Genomic DNA, 4,007 nt, shown 5'->3' with positions numbered 1-4,007 from the left:
AGCGGCACTGGCGAAAACTCAATGGCATTCCCCGCTTGGCTCAGGTTATCGAGGGAGTCGTGTTCAAGGACGGAGTTCGGGAAGACGCCGAGAAAATCGCCGCCTGAGTCCGCCCCGTACACAAAATTTGACCATTACTCTGGAACGTGAAACATCTGCTTCTTTTATTGGCCCCACATGCGATCTCCGAACCAAAGCCCCGAACCGGAAGGGTTCGAGGCGTTGCAGCGAATCCATATGGTCTTGAGACCGCACGGCAAGAAGCTTTACCGCTTGATTGCCCTTTGTAGTAGTCGGCTCTCGATGGTTGGAGGAATAAACCCATAGCCACCCCGTTGCACAATCTATCGTTGCTGATCAACATTGCCGTGGCCTTGGGAGTCGCTTTCCTCGGCGGATTGGCTTTCCGCCGCATGGGACTTCCGACCATTGTCGGGTACCTACTGGCCGGCGTCGCCATCGGCCCTTTTACCCCCGGCTTCGTCGGCGATCCCCACACCATCAATCAGCTAGCGGAACTCGGCGTCGTTTTTCTGATGTTCGGCGTCGGATTGCATTTCTCCTTCCGACACCTTTGGCAAGTCCGCGATATCGCCATCGTGGGTGCGCTCGGACAGATGGCGACAACGGCTGTACTGGGTTATTTGCTGAGCCAGTGGTGGGGCTGGCCGCCTTTTTCCGGCGTGGTTCTGGGATTGGCGATCTCGGTTGCCAGCACCATCGTGCTGCTTCGGGGATTGATGGACAATGGCTTGCTGAACACATCCCATGGCCAAGTCGCGGTCGGTTGGCTGGTGATGGAGGACGTGGCAACCGTGTTGGTCCTGCTGATTCTGCCGACGCTGGCCCATACCGAAAACGGATTCGATTGGCGGGAGTTGGGGTTCACCATGCTGGCGGCCGTGGGATTCTTGATTTTTATGGTGTTTGTCGGCGCCCGCCTGATCCCCTGGCTCCTGATGCGGGTCGCCCATACCCGTTCCCGCGAACTGTTCATTCTGGCCAATCTGACGATGGCTTTGGGTATCGCCCTGGGGTCCGCCGAACTGTTCGGGGCCTCGTTGGCGCTGGGGGCCTTCATGGCCGGCGCCGTGATCAGCGAATCGCCACTCAGTCACCAAATCGCGGCGGATCTGTTGCCGTTCCGGGAAGCCTTTTCCGTCCTGTTCTTCGTGTCCATCGGCATGCTGTTGGACCCGCATTATCTGCTGGACAACATCGGCCCGGTTCTCGCATTGACCGGCTTTGTCGTGTTCGTGAAGCCCACCGTGACCGCCTTGTGGGCCTTCCTGTTTCCCCGTCCCGCCAGAACCGCGCTGATCGTCGCGGCCGGCACCAGCCAAATCGGCGAATTCTCGTTTATCCTGGGCCAGGCCGGACTGGCTTTGGGGCTCCTGGAGAGGGATCAGTATTCGTTGATTTTGGCCGGGGCGCTCCTGTCCATCGTGGTCAACCCGCTCATGTTTCGCATGGTTGGATTGGCGGAACGGGGGTTGCAGTCGATTTCGCCGCTGTGGAAACTGCTCGATCGCTATGGGCAGAGACTCACCTCCATCGATGCGTCGCTGGCCGGCCATATCGTCATCGTAGGTTGTGGGCGGGTCGGTCGGCATATTGCCGAAGTCGCGGAATATCTGGGGCTTCCCTACCTGGTCGTCGAATCGGACGCCGAACGGGCCCATGTGTTGGACCAGAGAGGCGTACGCACGCTGCTGGGCGATGCCGCCAATTCCGAGATATTGGCCCATGCCGCGCTGGACCGCGCCCGCCTATTGGTGGTGACCCTGCCGGAAGAGGCTGCCAGCGAACTAACAGTGGCGGCCGGGCGGGATCTGGCGCCGAACCTGCCGATCATCGCCCGCGCTGTCACGCGGGAAGGCGTACAGCGCTTGGCCGAGTTGGGCGCCCAGCATGTGATTCACCCCGAATTGGAAGGCGGATTGCAACTGGTCCGGCATGCCCTGCTCCAACTGGGATTTTCAATGGAGGATGTACGCCGCTACGCCGAGTCGGTGCGCCGCGACCACTACGCCGCCCTAGCGAATAGCGGCGAAGAGCAGCGGCTGCTCCGAGAGTCGCTCGATAGGGCCGACCTCATCCAGGTGGCCTGGCTGCGTCTGCCGCCCGACAGCCCCTGGACGGGACGGGCTTGGGAAGAAACCGGCTTGAGCACTCGGACGGGGGCGGCTTTGGCGACGATTCTGCGTGACGGGCAATTACTGGCGAATCCGGAAGCGGGGACCGTATTACACGCAGGGGACTATCTGGAATTGATCGGAAATTCGGAACAATTGGCGGCGGCCCAACGGCTGATCACCACCATTGCCGAGCCTTAATCCAATCTCAACGTATCGATGATGCCCATGGTTTCCGGATCATGGATGACGGCCCACCCGATCCTCTTCCGATCCCTGATCTCAAATCGGCAACGGAACCCTTCGGTCGATTTCTCCACTCGAAAATTCATTTTGTCTCCGGATGATCTTGATGTTCATTCGGTAAACGGTAGATTCGATTGGAAAAAGTATCTAAAAGCGTGAGCCTCTAATTCAGTGATTAGAGTCAAACAATGAAAGCCTGGCCCTTTTCCGCGCATACTATCGTGTTGCATAGGAAAATACCGGCATGCCCGATGCTATGGAAAAGCGTTCGCCCTTATATTTTCCTTGGAACGAAGCTACTCTCTGACCAGTAATCTCATAAAGCTTCCGTTCGACTGTTCCGTATGTGTGACTGCCGCTGTCCGGCCCTTCGTACCCGTAGAAAAATCCGGTTCCTTGCCAGCAAGGGTTGCAGGGAGAGGATTTGTAGGTATACGCATGCACGGGGACTCCTTGCTCCACGCCTTCAATAGTCTGTCCATGATAGCCGGCCAAGATGACCTGCTCGATCACTACTCCGTATCCCGGTTTCACACGCCATTTCACCGCGCTGTAAGCCATGAGCGCTAGAATGATCGGGTGTTCGTTGTACGACACCTCCACCTCGACCACCCCCGGGTCGCGCTGGACCGCATAACGGGAATGGCAATCGGCCGCATTCCGAGAGTCCTGGAGGTCTCCGCACTTGCTCCACCAGGGCTTACCGTCATCCGATTCCAATTTGCCTTGATACACTCCGATCACGTGCAGTTCCACATCCTTGGGATAGTTCAACCGGACTTTTCCCTTGTTCATCGTATTCTGTACCGGCTTCGGTTTTTGTTCGTTGAGCACCAATCCGGGCGACCGGTCCGGGTTCCCGATGTTCGCCGCCGACACGGACGGTGCCCTCGATACAACCTCGAGATGCAACTGGGAAAAGCCCTGTTGCGTGACGAACGACGTTCTCAAGGACAAATACGTTGCGTAGCCTACTCCTGCCGCGAACGACATGGATAATCCAATGCCCAAGGCTTTTCTATATATAGAAGGTTCGCGTCGTACCGAAAGGCTAAGGAACGGCTTCCGCGAAACATTCATGAATCCTCTCCCAGGTTGAAAAAGTCGCACGATTTGAATTTCTCGGCTAAAAACCGACCGTTCTCGACTAAGGCGCGAGCATCTTTTTCTACCGCATTTTTCAGCAGCTTTTTGAGATGGTTGTCCAAAATCCCTAATTGCTCAACGAGCAAGATACGGGCCGTTTTGCCCTGAGTAAGAGCGTGCGTCTCGGCAAATCCCGCAGGCAGGCGCATATAGCTTTCGAGGGTTGTGGGAAGATAGTCGCGAATGGTGCGCTCGACCGTATAAGTCTCCTCGGAATATAGCGCCCGGTCGGTTAAGCGCGGCAAAAGATCCGCCAGTGTTTCGCGGATACCGTACAGCAAGCGGCTCACTTCGAGAGGCAGGCGCTGCTCCAGCTGCGCAATGAGTGAATCGAGTTCGTTTAACCCAGATTATCCATTAGCCCGGAGGAACCTGGGAGGCCCCTGACGAATCGGCGGTTTGGGGCGGCCGGGGAAGCCGTGGTCTAATGGACACCATTAGAAATCCTATTCTCGATTCAACAGGTTAAGGTGTACAAAT

The 4,007-nt window shown here is 57.1% G+C and carries 4 protein-coding genes; 1 reads left to right on the top strand and 3 read right to left on the bottom strand.

What is annotated here, in order from left to right; translation table 11 throughout:
• Positions 1-350 precede the first annotated feature (350 nt).
• Entirely contained in the window at positions 351-2,336 is a 1,986-nt protein-coding gene (locus tag VEB01_RS03275; protein WP_324872767.1) for a monovalent cation:proton antiporter family protein, read from the top strand.
• On the opposite strand, the gene VEB01_RS03270 is transcribed toward VEB01_RS03275, so the two are convergent.
• The 3 genes from VEB01_RS03270 to VEB01_RS03260 form a co-directional block, all read right to left on the bottom strand.
• Positions 2,333-2,467: a hypothetical protein gene (locus tag VEB01_RS03270; RefSeq protein ID WP_324872765.1), complete on the bottom strand. Its 135-nt coding sequence runs from the start codon at positions 2,465-2,467 to the stop codon at positions 2,333-2,335. The two genes, VEB01_RS03275 and VEB01_RS03270, sit on opposite strands and share 4 nt — an antisense overlap.
• A gap of 130 nt (positions 2,468-2,597) precedes the next feature.
• Positions 2,598-3,374 (bottom strand): hypothetical protein, encoded by a 777-nt coding sequence (locus VEB01_RS03265; RefSeq protein ID WP_324872763.1) that lies wholly within the window; start codon positions 3,372-3,374, stop codon positions 2,598-2,600.
• Between the two features lie 83 nt (positions 3,375-3,457).
• Positions 3,458-3,817: a hypothetical protein gene (locus tag VEB01_RS03260; protein ID WP_324872762.1), complete on the bottom strand. Its 360-nt coding sequence runs from the start codon at positions 3,815-3,817 to the stop codon at positions 3,458-3,460.
• Positions 3,818-4,007: the final 190 nt, after the last annotated feature.

The organism is Methylocaldum sp., from assembly GCF_035627495.1.
GTDB lineage: Bacteria > Pseudomonadota > Gammaproteobacteria > Methylococcales > Methylococcaceae > Methylocaldum.
Note: the sequence above shows the minus strand (reverse complement) of the source record. Positions and strands in the feature narration are given on the sequence as shown.